Genomic DNA, 251 nt, shown 5'->3' on the forward strand with positions numbered 1-251 from the left:
ACATTATCAGTACATCAATCTCTGGTAAAAAATCTCCTATTATCCATATTCCAAAGTGGTTTGCCAAAGCTGGGGCATTTGTGCAAAATCTATTTGGAAAAGCCTTTATAAAACCCTGGATGATCGACCTGGCCGATGACCATTTTGAGATGGACAGCTCCAGGGCTAAAAAGTTGTTGGGCTGGACACCCAAACACGGTTTGCGAGAGACCCTGCCCAAAATGGTTGAAAACTTAAAGGCCAATCCAAAG

1 protein-coding gene is annotated in these 251 nt (G+C 43.0%); it reads left to right on the forward strand.

Going from position 1 to position 251, the window contains the following annotated elements:
* The coding region (locus ACM615_RS24370; protein WP_431012706.1) for a hypothetical protein at positions 1-251 on the forward strand (251 nt) is incomplete at both ends.

Origin of the sequence: Rahnella sp. PAMC25617 (assembly GCF_050606005.1) — a bacterium.
Taxonomy (GTDB): Bacteria; Pseudomonadota; Gammaproteobacteria; order Enterobacterales; family Enterobacteriaceae; genus Rahnella; species Rahnella variigena.